At 69.4% G+C, this 19143-nt stretch carries 19 protein-coding genes; 9 read left to right on the top strand and 10 right to left on the bottom strand.

Going from position 1 to position 19143, the window contains the following annotated elements; all coding sequences use genetic code 11:
- Positions 1–92: 92 nt before the first annotated feature.
- Together RTK35_RS05465 and RTK35_RS05460 are read right to left on the bottom strand one after the other, a co-directional pair.
- Positions 93–1139: an ABC transporter substrate-binding protein gene (locus RTK35_RS05465; RefSeq protein WP_107331348.1), complete on the bottom strand. Its 1047-nt coding sequence runs from the start codon at positions 1137–1139 to the stop codon at positions 93–95.
- Between the two features lie 122 nt (positions 1140–1261).
- Positions 1262–2764: an aldehyde dehydrogenase gene (locus RTK35_RS05460; protein ID WP_316907558.1), complete on the bottom strand. Its 1503-nt coding sequence runs from the start codon at positions 2762–2764 to the stop codon at positions 1262–1264.
- 261 nt (positions 2765–3025) lie between these two features.
- On the opposite strand from RTK35_RS05460, the gene RTK35_RS05455 reads away from it, so the two are divergent.
- Positions 3026–3961: a LysR family transcriptional regulator gene (locus tag RTK35_RS05455; RefSeq protein WP_044412836.1), complete on the top strand. Its 936-nt coding sequence runs from the start codon at positions 3026–3028 to the stop codon at positions 3959–3961.
- Here RTK35_RS05455 and RTK35_RS05450 read toward each other — a convergent pair.
- A complete protein-coding gene (locus tag RTK35_RS05450) occupies positions 3952–4218 on the bottom strand; it encodes a type B 50S ribosomal protein L31 (RefSeq protein WP_074974029.1) in 267 nt (88 codons plus the stop codon). The genes RTK35_RS05455 and RTK35_RS05450 overlap by 10 nt on opposite strands.
- Before the next feature lie 191 nt (positions 4219–4409).
- On the opposite strand from RTK35_RS05450, the gene RTK35_RS05445 reads away from it, so the two are divergent.
- From RTK35_RS05445 to RTK35_RS05410, 8 genes are all read left to right on the top strand, one after another.
- Positions 4410–4805 (top strand): hypothetical protein, encoded by a 396-nt coding sequence (locus tag RTK35_RS05445; RefSeq protein WP_316907557.1) that lies wholly within the window; start codon positions 4410–4412, stop codon positions 4803–4805.
- A 137-nt stretch (positions 4806–4942) separates the two neighbouring features.
- Entirely contained in the window at positions 4943–5611 is a 669-nt protein-coding gene (locus RTK35_RS05440; protein WP_044412842.1) for a TetR/AcrR family transcriptional regulator, read from the top strand.
- Positions 5611–6210 carry an IMPACT family protein gene (locus tag RTK35_RS05435; RefSeq protein WP_074974025.1) on the top strand — a complete coding sequence of 200 codons (600 nt, stop codon included), beginning with the start codon at positions 5611–5613 and terminating at the stop codon, positions 6208–6210. Before RTK35_RS05440 ends, RTK35_RS05435 begins: the two co-directional genes overlap by 1 nt.
- Positions 6207–7142, top strand: coding sequence for a LysR family transcriptional regulator (locus RTK35_RS05430; RefSeq protein ID WP_142014138.1), 936 nt, complete (start codon positions 6207–6209; stop codon positions 7140–7142). Before RTK35_RS05435 ends, RTK35_RS05430 begins: the two co-directional genes overlap by 4 nt.
- A 900-nt stretch (positions 7143–8042) precedes the next feature.
- The gene (locus tag RTK35_RS05425) at positions 8043–8876 is read left to right on the top strand and encodes a nucleoside-binding protein (RefSeq protein ID WP_107331372.1); all 834 of its coding nucleotides are present in this window, start codon (positions 8043–8045) and stop codon (positions 8874–8876) included.
- 1215 nt (positions 8877–10091) lie between these two features.
- On the top strand, positions 10092–11624 hold the full coding sequence (locus RTK35_RS05420; protein WP_316907556.1) for an ABC transporter ATP-binding protein: 1533 nt from the start codon (positions 10092–10094) through the stop codon (positions 11622–11624).
- Positions 11625–11636: 12 nt separating this feature from the next.
- Positions 11637–12740 carry an ABC transporter permease gene (locus RTK35_RS05415; protein ID WP_316907555.1) on the top strand — a complete coding sequence of 368 codons (1104 nt, stop codon included), beginning with the start codon at positions 11637–11639 and terminating at the stop codon, positions 12738–12740.
- Between the two features lie 50 nt (positions 12741–12790).
- Positions 12791–13717: an ABC transporter permease gene (locus RTK35_RS05410; RefSeq protein WP_282888107.1), complete on the top strand. Its 927-nt coding sequence runs from the start codon at positions 12791–12793 to the stop codon at positions 13715–13717.
- 12 nt (positions 13718–13729) lie between these two features.
- Here RTK35_RS05410 and argE read toward each other — a convergent pair whose 3' ends face one another.
- The 7 genes from argE to RTK35_RS05375 form a co-directional block, all read right to left on the bottom strand.
- Positions 13730–14887, bottom strand: a complete 1158-nt coding sequence (argE, locus tag RTK35_RS05405; protein ID WP_316907554.1) for an acetylornithine deacetylase — start codon at positions 14885–14887, stop codon at positions 13730–13732.
- Positions 14880–15557: a DUF1028 domain-containing protein gene (locus tag RTK35_RS05400; RefSeq protein ID WP_316907553.1), complete on the bottom strand. Its 678-nt coding sequence runs from the start codon at positions 15555–15557 to the stop codon at positions 14880–14882. Before RTK35_RS05400 ends, argE begins: the two co-directional genes overlap by 8 nt.
- 9 nt (positions 15558–15566) lie before the next feature.
- Positions 15567–15995 carry a RidA family protein gene (locus RTK35_RS05395; protein WP_044412869.1) on the bottom strand — a complete coding sequence of 143 codons (429 nt, stop codon included), beginning with the start codon at positions 15993–15995 and terminating at the stop codon, positions 15567–15569.
- 29 nt (positions 15996–16024) lie between these two features.
- Positions 16025–17299 carry an NAD(P)/FAD-dependent oxidoreductase gene (locus RTK35_RS05390; protein WP_316907552.1) on the bottom strand — a complete coding sequence of 425 codons (1275 nt, stop codon included), beginning with the start codon at positions 17297–17299 and terminating at the stop codon, positions 16025–16027.
- Between the two features lie 604 nt (positions 17300–17903).
- On the bottom strand, positions 17904–18458 hold the full coding sequence (locus tag RTK35_RS05385) for a DUF3365 domain-containing protein (RefSeq protein ID WP_316907551.1): 555 nt from the start codon (positions 18456–18458) through the stop codon (positions 17904–17906).
- A gap of 64 nt (positions 18459–18522) precedes the next feature.
- The gene (locus RTK35_RS05380; RefSeq protein ID WP_074974007.1) at positions 18523–18711 is read right to left on the bottom strand and encodes a DUF2892 domain-containing protein; all 189 of its coding nucleotides are present in this window, start codon (positions 18709–18711) and stop codon (positions 18523–18525) included.
- Positions 18712–18723: 12 nt separating this feature from the next.
- Complete coding sequence (locus RTK35_RS05375; RefSeq protein WP_316907550.1) at positions 18724–19143, bottom strand: YeeE/YedE family protein; 420 nt, start codon at positions 19141–19143, stop codon at positions 18724–18726.

Raw genomic sequence — 19143 nt, 5'->3', positions numbered from 1 at the left:
ACTCATGACACCCTCCGATCTTGTCGTTGTTATGCGCCCGCCGGCCGGCGGGTCGGTGATGCAGGGCGCGGGCCGGCCGCGCCCTTGTGATCTCAGCGCGCGGCCCAGGCGTTGAAGCGCTCCTCCAGCTCCTCGCCGTGGTTGACCCAGAACTCGGCGCTCACCAGCTGGGCGTCGGCCAGGTTGGCCGGGGCGGTGGGCAGCTGGGCGCGGGTGGCCTCCGGCAGGGCATCCAGGGCGGCCTTGTTCACCGGCCCGTAGGGGATGCGGGTGGAGAACGCCTGCTGGTTCGGCGCCTGGCTGGCGAAGGCGATGAAGCGTTCGGCAGCGGCCTTGTTCGGGCTGCCGCGGACGATGGCCCAGTGGTCCGGGTCGTAGAGGTTGCCGGCCCAAACGATGGACAGCTTCGAGCCTTCCTGCTGGGCGGCGGCGATGCGCCCGTTGTAGGCGGCGGACATCACCACGTCGCCGGCCACCAGCCATTGCGGCGGCTGGGCGCCGGCTTCCCACCACTGGATGCTGGGCTTGATCTGGTCGAGCTTGCGGAAGGCGCGGGCGACGCCTTCGGGGGTCTCCAGCACGCGGTAGAGGTCGGCGGGCTTGACGCCGTCGGCCAGCAGCGCGGCTTCCAGGGTGTACTTGGCACCCTTGCGCAGGCCGCGCTTGCCGGGGAAGCGCTGCAGGTCCCAGAAGTCGGCCCAGGAGGTGGGGGCGCTGCTCAGCCGGCTGGCGTCGTAGGCCAGCACCATGGACCAGACGTAGCTGGCCACGCCGCACTCGCTGACGGTGTTGGGGATGTACTGGCCAGGGTCGCCGATCACCGCCGGGTCGAGGCGCTCGAACAGGCCTTCCTCGCAGCCGCGCAGCAGCTCGGGGGATTCCACTTCGACCACGTCCCAGGTGACCTGGCCGATGTCGACCATGGCCTTCACCTTGGACAGTTCGCCGTTGTATTCGCCGGCCACCACACGCGCGGCGCCGCTGGCTTCGAAGGGGCGGAAGTAGGCCGCGTCCTGGGCGGCCTTGGTGGCGCCGCCGAAGGAGATGACGGTGAGGCTGGCCGGGGCGGCCAGCACGGAACCGCTGAGGCCGGCCAGGGCGCTCAGGGCAAAAGCGGTACGACGCAAGGACATGCGCATGGGAACTCCCTCACTGCTTGTTGGGTTGTTGTCAGTTACGGAGGCAGTCATGACCCCGCGCGAACGCGGGGTGGATCGGGGCCGGTCGTCTGGGGCGACCTTGGTCCCCGCGCGGGCGGGGCCTACGCGGGGCCGGGGCGCAGCTGGAACCAGGTGGTCTTCAGCTGGCAGTACTTGTCGAAGGCGTGCAGCGACAGGTCGCGACCGAAGCCGGACTGGCGGCCGCCGCCGAAGGGCACGCTGACGTCGAGGGCGTCGACGGTGTTCACCGACACGGTGCCGGCCTTGAGGGCGCGGGCCACGCGGTGAGCACGGTGCAGGTCGTCGCTCCAGACCGAGGCGGCGAGGCCGTAGACGCTGTCGTTGGCCAGGCGGATGGCTTCGTCTTCGTGGTCGAAGGTGCTGATGGCCAGCACCGGGCCGAAGACTTCCTCGCGGGCGAGGACGGTGCCGGGGCCGACGTCGGCGAACAGGGTCGGTTCGATGAAGTTGCTGGAGCCGTTGAAGGTCAGTTGCCGGCCACCGGCGAGCAGCCGGGCGCCCTGGCCCTGGGCCTGCTCGATGAAGCCCAGGATGCGCCGGGTCTGGCTGCTGTCGACGATGGCGCCGGCGCGGCTGGCCGGGTCCAGCGGGTCGCCGGGCATCCAGTCGCGGGCCTTGGCCAGCAGGCGTTCGATGAATTCGTCGCGGATGCTGCGCTGTACGTAGAGGCGCGAGTTGGCCGAGCACACTTCGCCCTGGTTGAAGAAGATGCCGAACGCGGCCTTCTCGGCGGCGAGGTCGAGGTCGCGGCAGTCGTCGAACACCAGGTTGGGGCTCTTGCCGCCGCATTCCAGCCAGACCTGCTTGAGGTTGGACTGGGCCGAATAGCCCATGAAGTACTTGCCCACCTGGGTGGAGCCGGTGAACACCAGGCAGTCCACGTCCGGGTGCAGGCCCAGGGCACGGCCGGCCTGCTCGCCGAGGCCGGGCACCACGTTCAGCACGCCTTCGGGGAGGCCCGCCTCCAGGGCCAGCTCGCCCAGGCGCAGGGCCGAGGCGGGGGACTGCTCAGCGGGCTTGAGCACCACGCTGTTGCCGGCGGCCAGGGCCGGGGCCAGCTTCCAGGCGGCCATGTCGAGGGGGAAGTTCCAGGGCACCACGGCGGCGACCACACCCAGCGCTTCGCGGGTGATGGTGGCCAGGGCGTTGGGCGCAGTGGGCGCCACCTGGTCGTAGAGCTTGTCGAGGGATTCGGCGTACCAGGCGAAGACGTTGGCGGCGCCGGGCACGTCGATGGTGTAGGCGTCCATCACCGGCTTGCCCATGTCCAGCGAGTCCAGCAGGGCCAGCTCTTCGCGGTGGGCCAGCATCAGCTCGGCGAGGCGCAGCAGGATCTTCTTGCGCTCGGCCGGCGCCATGCGCGCCCAGGGGCCGTGCTCGAAGGCCTGGCGGGCGCTGCGCACGGCGAGGTCGACGTCCGCCGTGTCGCAGGCGGCGACGCGGGCCAGCAGCTGGTTGGTCGCGGGGTTGATGGAATCGAAGGTGGCGCCGGAAGCGGCACTCACCAGGCGGCCGCCGATCAGGGCCTTGTCGATGATGGATTGCCGGGCGGCTCGCTGCTGCCAATAGCCGAGGTCGTACACGCTGCACCCCCTGTCGACCGTCTTCGCGGTCTGGTTGTCGTTCGGGTCGGGGCAGATGGTGCGCCAGCGGGGGCATGAGGAAAATTATTAAAAATATGCTCGCTAGCCATGAAAAAGCTCACCAGCCGATCGGCCCACCCGCTGCGGCCTGGGGTATGGTGCTGGCCTTCCGCTCCACGGGCGAGGCGCGGCCGGCACAGGTGGCACAGGCCGTCGAGATCGGGCTGCTGAGATCAGGCTGTTGAAACGAGGAGGAGTCCCATGGCGACCTACACCCTGCGGCAACTGAGGTACTTCGTGACCACGGTGGAATCCGGCAGCGTGGCCGAGGCGTCCCGCAAGCTCTACATCGCCCAGCCGTCCATCTCCACGGCCATCAAGGGGCTGGAGGAGAGCTTCGGCGTGCAGCTGTTCATCCGCCACCACGCCCAGGGCGTGTCGCTGACCCCCAGCGGCACGCGCTTCTACGAGAAGGCCCTGGAGCTGCTGCGGGTGGCGCGGGAGTTCGAGCAGAACGCCCTGGCGGACAACGACATCGTCGCCGGGCAGATCGACATCGGCTGCTTCGAGACGGTGGCGCCGCTCTACCTGCCGCAACTGATCGCGGGGTTCCGCGCGCTGTACCCAGGGGTGGACATCCGCATCCGCGACGGCGAGCAGCAGGAACTGGTGCAAGGGCTGACCGCCGGCACCTTCGACCTGGCCTTCCTCTACGACCACGAGCTGGACAGCACCATCGCCACCGAGCCGCTGATGGCCCCGCAGAAGCCCTACGCGCTGCTGCCGGAACACCACCGCTTCGCCCGCCAGGCCCAGGTGTCGCTGCGCGACCTGTGCCTGGAGCCGATGATCCTGCTGGACGTGCAGCCGAGCCGCACCTACTTCGTCAGCCTGTTCCACGAGCTGGGGCTGACGCCCAACATCGTCTTCAGCTCGCCCTCCATCGAGATGGTGCGCGGCATGGTGGGCCAGGGCTTCGGCTTCTCCCTGCTGGTCACCCGCCCCCATTCCGAGTGCACCTACGACGGCCAGCGGGTGGTGTGCGTGGACATCACCGAACCGGTGGCCACCTCCGGCCTGGTGGCCGCACGCCTCAAACGCGCCCAGCTGACCAAGCCGGCCCAGCTGTTCGTGGACTTCTGCCGCGAACGCTTGGGCCAACTGGCCCAGGCCCGCGAGGCCACGCCTCAGCCCTGAGTCCCGCGCCCACCGAAAGCAGCGAAGCGCTTGTTGAAGTGGGCAATGCGCCCCTCCGCCGCCACCTGGCGCTGCTGGCCGGTGTAGACCGGGTGCGACGCGCTGGACACGTCCAGCGCCACGTAGGGGTAGGTCTGGCCATCGCTGTGCACGTAGGTGCGGTCGGTTTCCACGGTGGAACCGATCAGGAAGAACGCATTGGCCGAGGTGTCGTGGAACAGCACAGGCCGGTAGTCGGGGTGAATGCCGGGTTTCATGGAGCCTCCGATGCAAATGTTATAAAGTTACGCATCCTGCGCTTGTCGAGAATGATTTTCAATAGCCATGGAAGTGCGCCGTGAGCCCCCACTGCGCCGATGCCCTGTCTGGAGAGATTCAGCAGAACTGGCTCCCCGTCCTGACTCCGTGACAACCCGGCCCCCCACCGAAGACGGCTTGATCAACAGTCATGAACATCCCGCGTCTCGCCCTCCTGACCACCCTCCCCCTCCTCCTGCTGCCGACCCTGTCCCAAGCCGCCCTTCCCATCCCCCTGGGCCCCCTCCCCCACTGCACCCGCAGCGCCACCCTGATGCACTGCAACGACGGCCAGGGCGGCTTCTACGGCATGGCCATCCAGGGCAACGACCTCTACCTGCGCGGCCACGACGGCCTGACCGGCCTCGGCTGGGCCCAGACCAGCACACGCTTCGGCCGCCTGCTGCTGCTCAGCGGCATCAGCAGCGACGGCACCGTGTGGTTCGGCTTTGGCCGGCGCATGGGCTGGAACGTGCTGAACCGCCTCTCCACCTCCGCCGGCGACCGCATACGGCTCTCCTGCAACCGCCTGAAAGGTTGCGACTGACCTCCGGGCGGGACCATTGCGCACCGGGCTGGTGCAGCGGCGACAAAACCGGCACCGATCCCGTCGTGCGGCTTGTCGGCGGGCCCGCGCTTGCGGTATCAGTGCATTCGCCCGCCCCTGAATTCCCTGGAAACACCATGACTGTCCTGGTTCCCGCCCACAGCCCCGCCGCCACCGGCAAACCCGCCGGCCGCATCCGCCAGAAGAACGAAGAGATCATCCTCGCCGCCGCCGAGGAGGAGTTCGCCAAGCACGGTTTCAAAGGCACCAGCATGAACGCCATCGCGCTGCGCGCCGACCTGCCCAAGGCCAACCTGCACTACTACTTCAGCAACAAGCTGGGGCTCTACGTGGCGGTGCTGAGCAACATCCTCGAGCTGTGGGACAGCACCTTCAACACCCTCACCGCCGAGGACGACCCGGCCGAAGCACTGGCCCGCTACATCCGCGCCAAGCTGGAGTTCTCCCGCCGCTACCCGCTGGCCTCGAAGATCTTCGCCATGGAAGTGATCAGCGGCGGCAGCTGCCTCGACAAGCATTTCAACCAGGACTACCGCGACTGGTTCCGCGGCCGCGCCGCCGTGTTCGAGGCCTGGGTGGCCGCCGGCAAGCTGGACCCGGTGGACCCGATGCACCTGATCTTCCTGCTCTGGGGCAGCACCCAGCACTACGCCGACTTCGGCTCGCAGATCTGCCGCGTCAGCGGCCGCAAGCGCCTGACCAAGGACGACTACGAAGTCGCCGCCCAGACCCTCACCCACATCATCCTCAAGGGCTGCGGCCTGACGCCGCCGGCCAGCGCCTGATGCCCTTCACCCTGGCCGGGCCCTGCGAGTACCGCGAGGAAATCCGCAAGAGCCGCTTCATCGCCCTGGCCGCGCCGGTCACCAGCGCGGCAGAGGCCCAGGCCTTCATCGCCACCCACAGCGACCCCGCCGCCAGCCACAACTGCTGGGCCTGGAAGGTGGGCGCGCAGTACCGCTTCAGCGACGACGGCGAACCCGGCGGCACCGCCGGGCGGCCGATGCTCGCCGCCATCGAGGGCCAGGACATGGACCGCGTGGCGGTGCTGGTGATCCGCTGGTACGGCGGCATCCAGCTCGGCACCGGCGGCCTGGCGCGGGCCTACGGCGGCAGCGCCGCCAAGTGCCTGCAGGGCGGCGAACGCACCGAGCTGCTGGCCCTGCAGCGCCTGCGCGGGCACGTGGCCTTCGCCGAACTGGCCCCGTTCAAGGCGCGCCTGGCCGAGCACCAGGCACGGCTGGAAGACGAGGCCTACGACGCCGAGGGCGCCTGGCTGGAGCTGGCCCTGCCGGCGGAACGCCAGGCGGCCCTGCAGCAGGTGCTGGCCGACCTCAGCCGGGGCCGCAGCCAGCTGCAACCGGTGGAGGAGGTGGCGCCGTGAGCGGCCGCCTGCGCATCCACTCCCCGGCCATCCTCTACTTCGACATGGTCCGGCGCTGCCACTCCATCCGCGAGGCGGCGCGCCGGCTCAACGTCGCCTCGTCGGCGGTGAACCGGCAGATCCTCAAGCTGGAGGACGAGTTGGGCACGCCGCTGTTCGAGCGTCTGCCCGGCGGCCTGCGCCTGACCCCGGCCGGCGAGACCCTGTCACGCCACGTCACCGTGGTGCTGCAGGATCTGGAGCGGGTGCGCTCGGAGCTGGACGCCATGCAGGGCCTGAGTACCGGCCACGTGGAGATCGCCACCGTCGAAGGCGTGACCCTCGACCTGCTGCCCCGCGTGCTCGACGCCATGCACACGCGCTATCCGCGCATCACCGTGGGCGTCACCACCCTCGGCTCCCAGGCCATCCCCGAGGCGGTGCTCAGCGGCGACGCCGACCTGGGCCTGGCCTTCGGCCTGCAACGCAGCGCCGAGCTGCAGCAGCTGTGCCTGGGGCACTTCCGCCTCGGGGCCATCGTCCCCGCCGGCCATCCCCTGGCCCAGCGCCAGGAGGTGGCCTTCGCCGCCTGCGCCGAGCACGGGCTGATCCTCGCCAAGCGCGAGCTGTCCCTGCACCACCAGATCGGCCCGCTGTTCCGCCGCCTGCGCCAGCCCGGCCTGCCGGTGCTGGAAAGCAGCTCCCTGGAGCTGGCCCGGCAGATGGTCAGGCGCGGCCTGGGCATCGCCTTCCAGACCCGCATCGGCCTGGAGGCCGACCTCGCCAGCGGCGAGCTGCTGCACCTGCCGCTGACCGATCAGGGCGGCCTGCACAGCGACCTCGGCCTGTACATGCGCGCCGGGCGTCACCTGCCGGTGGCGGTGGACGCCTTCGCCCGGCTGATGGCCGAGGAGATCGCCCGCCGCGAGGGCGAGGAACCGCCGCGGCTCTGAGGCTTCACTAAGCGATCGAATTCACCGAAGCGTTTTCTGCCCCTGAGATAAGCTCTCGGGCTTGCCCAATAGGCCATTCGCAAACGCTCCAACCTACGCAAGAGAAGCAGTCGTTATGTTTTCGAAAAAGATATTTATCTGCTTGGTTTCAATTTCACTTTATGGGTGCGCCAGTGGTGAAAAAATTCTTGTGAGTGCAGAAAAAGGCCATCGATGCTCTGGGGATATATTCCCTGTAGATTCTCCCTCAATAACTCTTTTTCCAGAGCGTTCATGCGAACTCCCCCTCGCAAACGCCAACCGGATGAAGTCCTACGTACTCAAGTCCAATGGCACATCTACATATGGCTGCTGGGAAAGGAAATCTGGCGGTAATTTTTTGATAGTTACCGCTCAAGGCGAGGAATATACACACAGGATTCTGGACTATGTCGACGCCACTCTAATCACACCGAAAACTGCAAAAGTAACGTTCTCGCTTTTCCAAGCTACTTGGGGAAAGGAAGAGTGTCCCAAGCCGGTCGGATTTAATGCATGGGTACCTTAGCAACTCCAAAGACAACAGCCTTGTTGTGATCTAGAGACTACCGCCCTGGCCGCTTTCCATCGTAAAGATTGCTTCTAGCACTGGTGCCGGCGCCGGCTTTCGGCGTCAGCCCATGCCCTCTGCCTACCCGCTCGATTTCTGCCCTTCACGCCAGCCTGCGCCCTTGAGCGCGCGGAACGCCCGCCGGACTGGAGGCCGCGAAAATACTGACTTCCAGGTCAATTCAGCGCTGCCGTTCCGGCATCAGCCCGAGCGAAATACTGTTCTTTGGCGCACACCGGGCTTGTGCCGATACTGCGTCGCTCGGTGTCCGTACCGAACTGTCGATACCCCACTCCACAGGAGCCACAACAATGAAAAAAGCACTGCAGGGAGCGTCGTTGGCACTGGCCTTCGTCATGGCCGGGGAGGCCAGCGCACTGGAATGGATGAACAACAGCCTGGGCTTCCGCTATGGCCAGCAGTTCACCAACCCCAACAACCCGGACAAGTTCGCCAAGCGCATCTACAGCTTCACCCACGCCAGCGGCTACCAGTACGGCAGCAACTTCTTCAACCTCGACGTGTTCCTCTCCGACAACCGCGACCCGCGCAAGGGCACCGACGAGGGCGGCAGCGAGGTCTACGCCACCTACCGCCACCAGCTGTTCGCCTCGCGGGTGTTCGACCAGCCCCTGGGCACCGGCCTGATCAAGGACTACGCCTTCACTGCCGGCTTCGACGCCAGCCGCAACAACAACCGCGCCTCGGCCAAGAAGCGCGCCCTGGTGTTCGGCCCGACCCTCAAGTTCAACACCGTCGGCGTGCTCGACCTGAGCCTGCTCTACTACCGCGAGCGCAACCACAGCGGCATCCCCGGCGTGCGCCACGAGAACCTCACCTTCGACGGCACCTACAACCTCAACCTGACCTGGCTGCGGCCGTTCAAGGTGGGCGACCACGCGGCCAAGTTCCAGGGCTTCGTCAACCACATCGGGGAGAAGGGCGAGGACTACAACAACCGCGACACCGCCCCGGAAACCCTCATGCGCACCGCCCTGATGGTGGCCGCCCGCCCGGGCGACCGGGTGCAGCCCAACCTGTGGTTCGGCGTCGGCTACGAGTACTGGCACAACAAGTTCGGCGTGGACGGCGGGCGCGGCAGCCGCACCTCCACCCCGACCCTCAACCTCGAACTCAGCTTCTGAGCCCTACCCGGCCCCGTGGTTCGGGCTTCAGCCTGGGGCGCCTTCGCCGGCCATGCCCCGGGCTGAAGCCCGGGCTACGGGTGCCCCCGCAACATCGTGGTGCGGGCCGTAGCCCGGACTTCAGTCCGGGGATTCCGCGCACCCGGCCCTGAGCTTCAACCTGGAAATCCCTCGCCAGCCCACCCCTGGGCTGAAGCCCAGGCTACGGGTGCCTTCCTCACGCCGTGGCATAGGCCGTAGCCCGGACTTCGGTCCGGGGATTCCGCACATCCGGCCTTGAGCTTCAACCTGCGAGTCCTTCGCCAGCCCATCCCTGGGCTGAAGCCCAGGCTACGGGCGCCTTCCTCTCGCCGTGGCATAGGCCGTAGCCCGGACTTCGGTCCGGGGATTCCGCACACCAGGCCCTGAGCTTCAACCTGGGAATCCTTCGCCAGCCAGTCCCTGGGCTGAAGCCCAGGCTACGGGTGCCGTCCGCAACGCCGTGGCATAGGCCGTAGCCCGGACTTCAGTCCGGGAATTCCGCACACCCGGCCCTGTGCTTCAACTTGGGAATCCTCGCCAGCCCATCCCTGGGCTGAAGCCCAGGCTGCGGGTGCTCTCCGCAACGTCGTGGTGCGGGCCGTAGCCCGGACTTCAGTCCGGGGATTCCACACACCCAGCCCTGCGCTTCAACCTGGAGATCCTTCGCCAGCCAGTCCCTGGGCTGAAGCCCAGGCTACGGGGGCCGCCCTGTCACTTCCGGCGATCCGGAACCGCCCACAAAAGCCGGGGACAAGCCTGTGGATAACCTTTGCAAAGGTGGCGCCGGGCTGCGTGCCGTGGTGCCTGCCGCGAGCTGATCAAATAACGACCACCCTGCCCTGCGCCCAAATGGCGCACGCAAGGGCTTGACAGGCATGGATTAATTTCGCTGGGAAATAAGGCACCGCGCCAGCATCCCGTCGAGGTGCCCCGTGCTCGCCCACAATAACCGTGGACAGACCTGTGGATAACCTTGGGAATAACCACGCCAGCCCTGCTGCGCCAAGGCCTGCGCCGCCCTGATCGAAAAACCGCCACAACGGTGCGCCCCCCACCGTCCACGCCCCATTTGCGTGCAGCCTCCGCGCGCCCCTGGCACCCCGCCGTCTCGCTGTTCCAAGGCCCGCGCGCTTTCTGACCCGATGGCCAGCTTTTTGCTTTGGCAGGGCCAGCTGATTGATCGAGTGAAGCCCCATGACCGCCTCCCCTCCCCGCCTGGAACTCCTGGGCATCACCAAGCGCTACCCCGGCTGCCTGGCCAACGACCGTGTCGACCTGGCCATCGCCCCCGGGGAGATCCATGCCCTGCTGGGCGAGAACGGTGCCGGCAAGAGCACGCTGATGAAGATCATCTACGGCGTGGTGCAGCCCGATGCCGGCGAGATCCGCTGGCAGGGCGAGACACGGCGGGTGCGCGACCCGGCCCAGGCCCGCGCCCTGGGCATCGGCATGGTGTTCCAGCACTTTTCGCTGTTCGAGACCCTCACCGTGGCCGAGAACATTGCCCTGGCCCTCGGTCGCGAGGCCGGCACGCCCAGGCAGCTGGAGGCTCGCATCCGCGAGGTGTCGCAGCGCTACGGCATGGCCCTGGAACCGGGGCGGCTGGTGCATGCGCTGTCCATCGGCGAGCGCCAGCGGGTGGAGATCGTCCGCTGCCTGATGCAGGACATCCGCCTGCTGATCCTCGACGAACCCACCTCGGTGCTCACCCCGCAGGAGGCCGAGGAGCTGTTCGTCACCCTGCGCCGGCTGGCAGCCGAGGGCTGCAGCATCCTCTTTATCAGCCACAAGCTGGCCGAGGTGCGGGCGCTCTGCCACAGCGCCACGGTGCTGCGTGGCGGCCGTGTCTCCGGCCAGTGCATCCCGGCCGCGTGCAGCGACCTGGAGCTGGCGCAGCTGATGGTGGGCGATGCCGAAGGGCTGGTGGCGCAGTACCCCAAGGTCAGCGGCGGCGCGCCCTTCCTGCACCTGGAGGGCCTCGACTGGCACAACCCCGACCCGTTCGGCGTGTCGCTGAAAGCCATCGGCCTGGAGGTGCGCAGCGGCGAGATCGTCGGCATCGCCGGGGTGGCCGGCAACGGCCAGGACGAGCTGCTGGCGCTGCTCTCCGGTGAGGCCCGGCTGCCGCCGGCCAAGGCGGCGGCGGTGCGTTTCGCCGGGCAGGCGGTGGGCCAGTTGCCACCGGATGCGCGGCGCGCCCGGGGCCTGGCCTTCGTGCCGGCCGAGCGCCTGGGGCACGGCGCGGTGCCGGAGCTGTCCCTGGCGGACAATGCGCTGCTCACCGCCTCGCGCCAGGGCCTGCTGCGCCACGGCCTGGTGCGCCGGGGCCGGGTGCTGGCCTTCGCCGAGGAGGTGATCCGCCGCTTCGCGGTGAAGACCCCGGATGCCCACACCGCCGCCCGCAGCCTCTCCGGCGGCAACCTGCAGAAGTTCATCCTCGGCCGCGAGATCCTCCAGCAACCCAGGCTGCTGGTGGCCGCGCACCCCACCTGGGGCGTGGACGTGGGCGCGGCGGCGGCCATCCACCGTGCGCTGATCGCGCTGCGGGATGCCGGCGCGGCGATCCTGGTGATCTCCGAGGACCTGGACGAGCTGTTCCAGATCAGCGACCGCATCGGTGCGCTGTGCAGCGGCGAGCTGTCGGCGCTCAAGCCGGTGCCGGACACCACCGCCCAGGAGGTCGGCCGCTGGATGGCCGGCCGCTTCGATTCGCCCCAAGCCGCCTGACCCGGAGCCCCCATGCTGTTATCCCTCGTTCCCCGCACCCAGCCCTCGCGGGCGATGCTGGTGCTCTCCCCGGTGCTGGCCGGCCTGCTGACCCTGGCCTGCGGCTCGCTGCTGTTCCTGGCCCTGGGCAAGGACCCGCTGGAAACCCTGCACACCCTGCTGATCGCGCCGGTGAGCGACCTCTACGGCGTCTCCGAGCTGCTGGTGAAGGCGCTGCCCATCCTGCTCTGCGCCCTGGGCCTGGCCGTGGCCTACCAGGCGCGGGTGTGGAACATCGGCGCCGAGGGCCAGTTGCTGGTCGGTGCCCTGGCCGGCAGCGCGCTGGCGGTCCACGTCATCGACTGGGAGAGCCGCTGGGCGCTGGTGCTGGTGCTGGCCGCCGGCACCCTCGCCGGGGCCGCCTGGGGCGCGCTGGCGGCCTGGCTGCGCACGCGCTTCAACGCCAACGAGATCCTCACCACCATCATGCTCAACTACGTGGCGCTGAACCTGCTGCTGTATGCGGTGCACGGCCCACTGAAGGACCCGGGCGGCTTCAACTTCCCCGAGTCGGCCATGTTCGGCGACGCCACGCGCCTGCCGCCGGTGTTCGAGGACCTGCGCCTGCACATCGGCCTGTACTTCGCCCTGCTGGCGCTGGTGACGGTGTGGGTGCTGCTGCACAGGAGCTTCCTCGGCTTCCAGATCAAGGTGCTCGGCCTGGACAAGCGCGCGGCCGGCTTCGTCGGCTTCCGCGAGCGGCGGCTGGTGTGGCTGGTGCTGCTGCTCAGCGGCGGCCTGGCGGGCCTGGCCGGGGTCGGCGAGGTCACCGGCCCCATCGGCCAGCTGGTGCCGCAGGTGTCGCCGGGCTACGGCTACGCCGCCATCACCGTGGCCTTCCTCGGTCGCCTGAACCCGTTCGGCATCCTCGCCGCCGGCCTGCTGATGGCGCTGCTCTACCTGGGCGGCGAGAACGCGCAGATGGCGCTGAACCTGCCGCAATCCATCACCCAGCTGTTCCAGGGAATGATGCTGTTCTTCCTGCTCGCCTGTGACGTGCTGATCCTCTACCGCCCGCGCCTGGCGGCCCGCTGGACGCTGCGCACGACGGCCCGCGCACGCGGGGCCCTGGCATGACCCTCTCCCCTCTTCCTGACGCGCGGCTCGCCGCCCGAGGCTTCTGACCCATGGATCTCGATCTGCTGACCAACATCCTCTTCGCCATGGTCCGCTGCGGCACGCCGCTGCTGCTGGTGGCCCTGGGCGAGCTGGTGTGTGAAAAGAGCGGCGTGCTCAACCTCGGCCAGGAGGGAATGATGCTGTTCGGTGCGGTGGTGGGCTTCATCGCCGCCATCGGCACCGGCAGCCTCTGGCTCGGGGTGCTGGCGGCGATGGCTGCCGGGGTGCTGCTGTCGGCGCTGTTCGCCCTGGTGGCGCTGGGCTGCAACGCCAACCAGGTGGCCACCGGGCTGGCGCTGACCATCTTCGGCATCGGCCTGTCGTCCTTCGTCGGCGCAGCCTGGGTGGGCAAGCCGCTGGCGGGCTTCGAGCCGGTGGCGCTCCCGCTGCTGGGTGCGCTGCCGGTGCTGGGCAAGGTGCTGTTCAGCCAGGACCTGATGGTCTACCTGTCCTTCGCGCTGTTCGCGCTGATCGCCTGGGCCCTGCTGAAGAGCCGCATCGGCCTGGTGCTGCAGGCAGTGGGCGAGAACCCCGACGCGGCCAGCGCCATGGGCCTGCCGGTGCTGCGGGTGCGCACCCTGGCGGTGCTGTTCGGCGGGGCGATGGCGGGCATGGCCGGGGCCTACCTGTCCCTGGCGTACACGCCGATGTGGGCGGAGAACATGACCGCCGGGCGCGGCTGGATCGCCCTGGCGCTGGTGGTGTTCGCCAGCTGGCGGGTGTTCCGCGTGCTGCTGGGCGCCTACCTGTTCGGCCTGGCCAGCATCCTGCACCTGGTGGCCCAGGGCGTGGGGCTCGCCATCCCGGCCAACCTGCTGGCGATGCTGCCCTACGTGGCGACCATCCTGGTGCTGGTGCTGCTCTCCCGCGACGCGGTGCGCACCCGCCTGTTCGCCCCGGTGTCCCTCGGCCAGCCCTGGAAGGGCGGGCACTGAGGGCGCGGTGATTCAGGCCCGCAGGTGCTCGGCCAGGCGCAGCAGCATGGCGTCGCAGGCCTCCAGCTGGGCGAGGGTGACGAACTCGTCGGGCTTGTGGCCCTGGTCCATGCTGCCGGGGCCGCAGACCACAGTGGGGATGCCGGCCTCGTGGAACAGCCCGCCTTCGGTGCCGAAGGCCACGGTGCCGAAGTCCCGCGAGCCGCTGATCAGTGCCACCAGTTCGGCCGCCTCGCTGGCAGCATCGGTGGCCAGGCCCGGGTAGCTGCCCAGGGGCTCGAAGCGGATGCCGGTGCCCGGCTGCACGGCCTGCATGCGCGGCACCAGCTCGGCCTGGGCGTAACGGTCCAGGCGCGTCGCCACCTGCTGGGCGTCGAAGCCCGGCAGGGCGCGCACCTCGAAGTCGAAGCGGCATTCGGCAGGGACGATGTTCAGCGCCCGGCCGCCCTCGATCAGCCCGGTCTGCACGGTGGAGTACGGCGGGTCGAAACGCGGGTCGTGGTGCTCGGGGCGGGCTAGCTCCGCGCCGATCTCGCCCAGGTGGCCGATCAGCCGCGCGGCGTATTCGATGGCATTGACCCCCTGTGGCGCGTAGGCGGAATGGCAGGCGGCGCCGTGCACCTGGCAGCGCATGGCCAGCTTGCCCTTGTGGCCGAGTACCGGGCGCAGTTCGGTGGGCTCGCCGATCAGGCACAGGCGCGGCCGGTTGGGCCGCTGGGCGAGGGCGTCGAGCAGGGAGCGCACGCCCAGGCAGCCCACTTCCTCGTCGTAGGAGAACGCCAGGTGCACCGGCAGGCGCAGCGGCTGGGCGAGGAAGGCCGGCACGGCGGCCAGTACCGAGGCGATGAAGCCCTTCATGTCGGCGGTGCCGCGCCCGTAGAGGCGGCCCTCGCTTTCGCTGAGGCGGAACGGGTCGCGGGTCCAGGCCTGGCCGTCCACCGGGACCACGTCGGTGTGCCCGGACAGCACCACCCCGCCCCGGTCGGTGGGGCCGAGGGTGGCGAAGAGGTTGGCCTTGGTGCCCTCGGCATTGAGGAACAGCTCGCTGGCCACGCCGTGGCCGGCGAGGTAGTCGCGGATGAAGCCGATCAGCGCCAGGTTGGAGTCACGGCTGACGGTGGGGAAGGCCACCAGCCGCTCCAGCAGGTCGAGGCTGGTGGCGTCACTCATCCCCGGGCACTCCGTAGCTGGGCGCCGCCGTCGGGTGCAGGGCGCGGGTGATGTAGTCCTGCTGCTGCGGGGCATAGGCCTGCCAGAGCCCGGCGAGCACGCCGATGGGGTCATGCTCGGCCCAGTCCACCCGCAGGTCGACGATGGGCCAGGTGAGGTCGCCCATCACCTTGAGCGCTGCCGAGTGCACCGGGCCGGCTTCGCCCCCGGCGGCCATGGCCGCCTGCATGGCGCTGAGCAGGCGCTCGGCCAGTTGCCCTTCGGAGGTTTCGAAGGCGCGCACCATGGCGTCGATCACCGCCGGGTCGGACAGCAGGTTGCCGGCGGCCACGCACTGCTCGCCGGCCACGGCGTTGTGCACGCCGAGGGCTTCGCTGCCGCTGAACAGCGCGGTGCGGCCCTGGCCGTCGATGACCGTCACCTGGCGGTACTGGCTCCAGCCGTTGGCGCCCAGGGCCCGGTCGAGGGCGGCCTGGGGCGTGAGGTGCTGGGCGTCCAGCAGGTCGAGGATCTGCGGCCCCAGGGCCGGCAGGGTGACGTTCTGCGTGGCCACCGCCCCCACCCCGGCACGCACCCAGGGGCAGCGCGCGCCGACGGCGATGCTGGAGGAACTGATGGCGATGCCCAGCTGCCCGGTTTCCGCGCAACGGCCGACGATGGAAAAGGTCATGGGAGCTCCTTAGCGGGTGGCCTGCCAGTCATCGGGGATCACGGCGATCACGTCGATCTCCATCAGCCACTGCGGCTGGCCGAGGGCCGAGACCACCAGGCCGGTGGAGATGGGGAACACCCCCTTGAGCCACTTGCCCACCTCCTGGTAGACCGGCTCGCGGTAGCGCGGGTCGATCAGGTAGGTGGTGGTCTTGACGATGTGGGAGAGGTCGCTGCCGGCCTCTTCGAGCAGTTGCTTGACGTTCTTCATGGCCTGCTCGGCCTGGGCCCGGGGGTCGCCCAGGCCCACCAGGTTGCCGTCGAAATCGGTGCCCACCTGGCCGCGCACGTAGACGGTGTTGCCGGCGCGCACGGCCTGGCAGAGGTCGTTGTCCAGGGTCTGGTTGGGGTAGGTGTCGCGGGTGTTGAACATGCGGATGCGGGTATGGGTCGGCATGGCGGTGTCCTTGGCGTCGGGTTCGGGGCTCAGCCCTGACGGCGCTGGGCGGCGTCGTGGTAGGCGAGGTACTTGCGCTGGGTGGCGATCTGGTCGGCCACGTGCTTGGCGTCGTGCCAGACACCCCAGATGAACGAGGAGCCCCGGCGCGACAGCCACGGCAGGCCGAGGAAGTAGACCCCCGGTTCGCTGGACACGCCGCGCTGGTGGCGGGGCTTGCCCTGGGCGTCGAAGGCGTCCACCTGCAGCCAGCTGTAGTCGGTGGCGAAGCCGGTGGCCCAGATGATGGCGCCGATGCCGGCGGCGGCCAGGTCCAGTTCGAGGATCGGCTCGCGCACGCAGGCCGGGTCGGGGCGCGTGCGGCGGGCTTCGGGCTCGGCCGGCAGGTCCAGGCCGTTGCGCTCGATGTAGGCATCGGCGGCGTCCAGCAGGGACAGGTAGTTCTCGTCGCCCCGGGCGAGGTTGTCGGCCAGGTCGTTGGCGAAGCGGACGGTGCTGCCGTCGAAGGCCTGGGTCAGCCCCACCAGGGTGATGCCCTGCTCGGCGAGGGCGCGGAAGTCCACGGTGTGACCGCCCCGGGCGCCGCTGACGGCGATGGTGACGTGCTCGCGGCCGGGCTTCATGGCCTGCTGGTCCCACTCGCCGAGCACCCCCAGCCACCAGCAGAAATCGCGGCCGCGGTAGCTGCGCGGCGGGCGGTCGTGGGCACCGACGGAGAGGTAGACCTGCTTGCCGGCGCGTTGCAGTTCATCGGCGATCTGCACGCCGGAGGAGCCGGCACCCACCACCAGCACGGCGCCTGCGGGCAGTTGGCCGGGGTTGCGGTAGTCGGCGGAGTGCAGCTGCACCAGGGTCTCGCTGCGCGGGGCGATGGCGGGGATCACCGGGCGCTGGAAGGGCCCGGTGGCGGCCACGACATGACGGGCCTGGATCACGCCCTCGGAGGTCTCCACGCGGAACCCCGGCTGGCCGACGTTGCGCACCACGCGGGTGACTTCGACGCCGGTGCGCACCGGCACTTCGAAGCGCTGCACGTAGGCTTCGAAGTAGTCCGCCACCTGCTCCTTGGAGGCGAAGGCGTCGGGAGACATGCCCTCGAATTCCATGCCGGGGAAGCGGTCGTGCCAGACCGGGCCGTTAGCCACCAGGGAATCCCAGCGCTGGGAGCGCCAGCGTTCGGCGATGCGGTCGCGCTCCAGCACCAGGTGGGGCACGCCGAGCCGGGTCAGGTGCTCGCTCATGGCGATGCCGGCCTGGCCCGCGCCGACGATCAGGGTATCGATTTCAGTCTGTCCAACGGTCATGGTCGGTGTCCTTCTGCTGGGCGGTTTTCGGCTCTTGGAATTGCAGGCCGCTCAGGGCCGGCGGAGAACGACGGACAAGGCGCAGAGGGATGAACCGGGCAGGCGGGCACGAGGCCGTTGGAGGCTGGAATCACGCACGCTGCACCCCGGCTCGACCGTCTGTGCGGTCTGGCTTTCGTTCGGGTCGGGCAGATGGTGCGCCAGCTTCCAGGCCAGGAAAATTATTAAAAATATGCTCGCTGCCCATGAAAAAACTCGGCAACGGCGCGGGGTTGGGAGCGGCGGTGCGGGGCGTGCTTGATGCGGTTCGCGTAGCTCACCGCATCCTACGGGGGCACGGAGCGGCCGTAGGATGGGTTGAGCTGTGCGAAGCCCATCGGGGTGGGGGTCGGCGTGGGGCGATGCGGTTCGCCGAGCTCACCGCATCCTACGGGTGGCACGGAGCGGCCGTAGGATGGGCTGCGCTGTGCGAAGCCCATCGGGGCGGGGGCGGCGTGGGGCGATGCGGTTCGCCGAGCTCACCGCATCCTACGGGGGCACGGAGCGGCCGTAGGATGGGTTGAGCTGTGCGAAGCCCATCGGGGTGGGGCACGGAGCGGGCGGGTCAGCCTTCGTCGCCGACGGGGCGGCGCAGGGTGAAGGCGCCGCGCAGTTCGCCTTCGCGGAAGCCGGTGGCCTGGTCGTCGGGGTAGCGCTCGCGGATCAGGCGGGCCAGCTGCGGCTCGACCTGGGGGCCGTGGCAGGCGAGGCACGGCGCGCCGGTGGCGATGGGTTTCATCACCCGCACTTCGCCGTCGACCACTTCGGCGCGCTGCATGCCGGCCAGGGGTTCGCCGGTCTGGGCGCGGCGGGCGAAGTCCTCCAGCACCTCGCGCTCCCAGGTATCCGGGGCGTTGGCCGGGTTGCGCACCTTGAGGGCGGTGCGGCCGACGCGCCAGCCGTCCTGCCCGTGGGCCTCGGCGATGCCGGGGGCGAGGGTCTGGCAGGCCGCCACGGCCTGGGCCGGGCCGCCCTGGCGCATGGCGCCCTGGACGGTCTCCAGCAGGTGCTTCTGGAAGGCCGGGATCAGCGCGGCGCCTTCGGCAATGCGGGCGTCGAGGCTCTCGGCCTGGGCGCTGACACACAGCCCCAGGCAGGCGGCGAGCAGGGGGTAACGCATGACGAACTCCTTGGCCGCATCGCAACGGCGATCCTTCGCGGCGGTGGTGAAAGGACGCAACCGCTCAGCGGCGCGTGCAGGTGTTGATGCCCAGCAGCGGGTAGGCCGGGCAGAAACGGAACAGCCCGGTGAGCAGCGGGACGATGCCGATATACCCCCAGGCGCCGATCACGCCGAACACCGCGAGGGCGATCAGCAGCAGGCCGACGATGAGGCGCAGGGTGCGGTCGAGGGTTCCAACGTTGGCAGTCATGGCGGGTCTCCTTCAGTGGCCGCGCGGGCGATCCAGCACGGTGAACAGCGCCATGCCGGCGAGCATGGCGACAACGAACAGCAGCACCTGCCAGTGGCCGGTCAGCAGCAGCGCCACCGCCGGGCCGGGGCAGATGCCGGCGATGCCCCAGCCGATGCCGAACAGCAGGCTGCCGCCGATCAGGCGGCGGTCGAGGTCGCGGCGCTCGGGCAGGCGCATGGGCTCGCCCAGCAGCGAGCGGTCGTGGCGCCGGGCCCAGGCCATGGGAAGCAGGGCGGCGCCGATGGCGCCGGCCATCACCAGGGCCAGGGACGGGTCCCAGGCGCCGGCCAGGTCGAGGAAGCCGAGGACCTTGGTCGGGTCGGCCATGCCGGCCAGCAGCAGGCCGAGGCCGAACACCAGGCCGGCGAGGAATGCGCTCAGTCGGCTCAT

It is taken from the genome of Pseudomonas sp. zfem003 (assembly GCF_032621675.1).
Taxonomy (GTDB): Bacteria; Pseudomonadota; Gammaproteobacteria; order Pseudomonadales; family Pseudomonadaceae; genus Metapseudomonas; species Metapseudomonas otitidis.
The sequence above is the reverse complement of the archived record's forward strand: the minus strand, read 5'-3'. Positions and strand labels throughout refer to the sequence as shown.

Coding starts and splice junctions, on each gene's coding strand:
- RTK35_RS05465 (WP_107331348.1), bottom strand. CDS start 1,139: ATGCGCATGTCCTTGCGTCGTACCGCTTTTGCCCTGAGCGCCCTGGCC.
- RTK35_RS05455 (WP_044412836.1), top strand. CDS start 3,026: ATGGCGACCTACACCCTGCGGCAACTGAGGTACTTCGTGACCACGGTG.
- RTK35_RS05450 (WP_074974029.1), bottom strand. CDS start 4,218: ATGAAACCCGGCATTCACCCCGACTACCGGCCTGTGCTGTTCCACGAC.
- RTK35_RS05445 (WP_316907557.1), top strand. CDS start 4,410: ATGAACATCCCGCGTCTCGCCCTCCTGACCACCCTCCCCCTCCTCCTG.
- RTK35_RS05440 (WP_044412842.1), top strand. CDS start 4,943: ATGACTGTCCTGGTTCCCGCCCACAGCCCCGCCGCCACCGGCAAACCC.
- RTK35_RS05435 (WP_074974025.1), top strand. CDS start 5,611: ATGCCCTTCACCCTGGCCGGGCCCTGCGAGTACCGCGAGGAAATCCGC.
- RTK35_RS05425 (WP_107331372.1), top strand. CDS start 8,043: ATGAAAAAAGCACTGCAGGGAGCGTCGTTGGCACTGGCCTTCGTCATG.
- RTK35_RS05420 (WP_316907556.1), top strand. CDS start 10,092: ATGACCGCCTCCCCTCCCCGCCTGGAACTCCTGGGCATCACCAAGCGC.
- RTK35_RS05415 (WP_316907555.1), top strand. CDS start 11,637: ATGCTGTTATCCCTCGTTCCCCGCACCCAGCCCTCGCGGGCGATGCTG.
- RTK35_RS05410 (WP_282888107.1), top strand. CDS start 12,791: ATGGATCTCGATCTGCTGACCAACATCCTCTTCGCCATGGTCCGCTGC.
- argE (WP_316907554.1), bottom strand. CDS start 14,887: ATGAGTGACGCCACCAGCCTCGACCTGCTGGAGCGGCTGGTGGCCTTC.
- RTK35_RS05400 (WP_316907553.1), bottom strand. CDS start 15,557: ATGACCTTTTCCATCGTCGGCCGTTGCGCGGAAACCGGGCAGCTGGGC.
- RTK35_RS05395 (WP_044412869.1), bottom strand. CDS start 15,995: ATGCCGACCCATACCCGCATCCGCATGTTCAACACCCGCGACACCTAC.
- RTK35_RS05390 (WP_316907552.1), bottom strand. CDS start 17,299: ATGACCGTTGGACAGACTGAAATCGATACCCTGATCGTCGGCGCGGGC.
- RTK35_RS05385 (WP_316907551.1), bottom strand. CDS start 18,458: ATGCGTTACCCCCTGCTCGCCGCCTGCCTGGGGCTGTGTGTCAGCGCC.
- RTK35_RS05380 (WP_074974007.1), bottom strand. CDS start 18,711: ATGACTGCCAACGTTGGAACCCTCGACCGCACCCTGCGCCTCATCGTC.
- RTK35_RS05375 (WP_316907550.1), bottom strand. CDS start 19,143: ATGAGCCGACTGAGCGCATTCCTCGCCGGCCTGGTGTTCGGCCTCGGC.